General features: G+C 43.0%; 1 protein-coding gene. It reads left to right on the top strand.

The annotated features are described in order from the left end of the window. A partial coding sequence (locus LKX83_RS31815; RefSeq protein WP_370639169.1) for an FAD-dependent protein occupies nt 1-537 on the top strand: 537 nt, incomplete at both ends.

Here is a 537-nt window from a genome sequence, read left to right as displayed (position 1 = left end):
CCAATGTAGTTATGGAAGAAATTAATGAGCATCTATATGAAGGGAAATTCCTGTATAAATCTACTACAGATCAAATAATTCGAAGTTTTTGCTCCAATCCAAGCGGTCATGTAGTCGTAGAGAACCATAGTGGTGTCATGGCGGCAAATGGACATGCTTACAAAGATGAGAAGCTTGGTTCTCCAAATACGAACTTTGCTCTGCTTGTCTCCCATGTGTTTACGGAACCGTTTGATAAACCGAACGAGTATGCCAAAGAAATCTGCTGCCATGCGAATGATTTATCTAATGGCTCCGTCATCGTGCAGCGCTACGGAGATATTAAGCGCGGGCGCAGAACGACAGAAAAACGCTTAAAAGAAGGTTTTCTAGAACCGACGCTGAAAGAAGCTGTGCCGGGTGATTTAGGACTTGTATTGCCGTATAATACGATGAAGAGTTTAATTGAGATGGTGGAAGCACTGGATCATGTAACACCTGGAATTGCGAGCGAACATACGTTGTTCTATGGCGTGGAAGCTAAATTTTACTCTGCGC

The sequence above is a fragment of the Cohnella baijiui genome (assembly GCF_020731285.1).
Classification (GTDB): Bacteria; Bacillota; Bacilli; order Paenibacillales; family Paenibacillaceae; genus Cohnella.
Note: the sequence above shows the minus strand (reverse complement) of the source record. Positions and strands in the feature narration are given on the sequence as shown.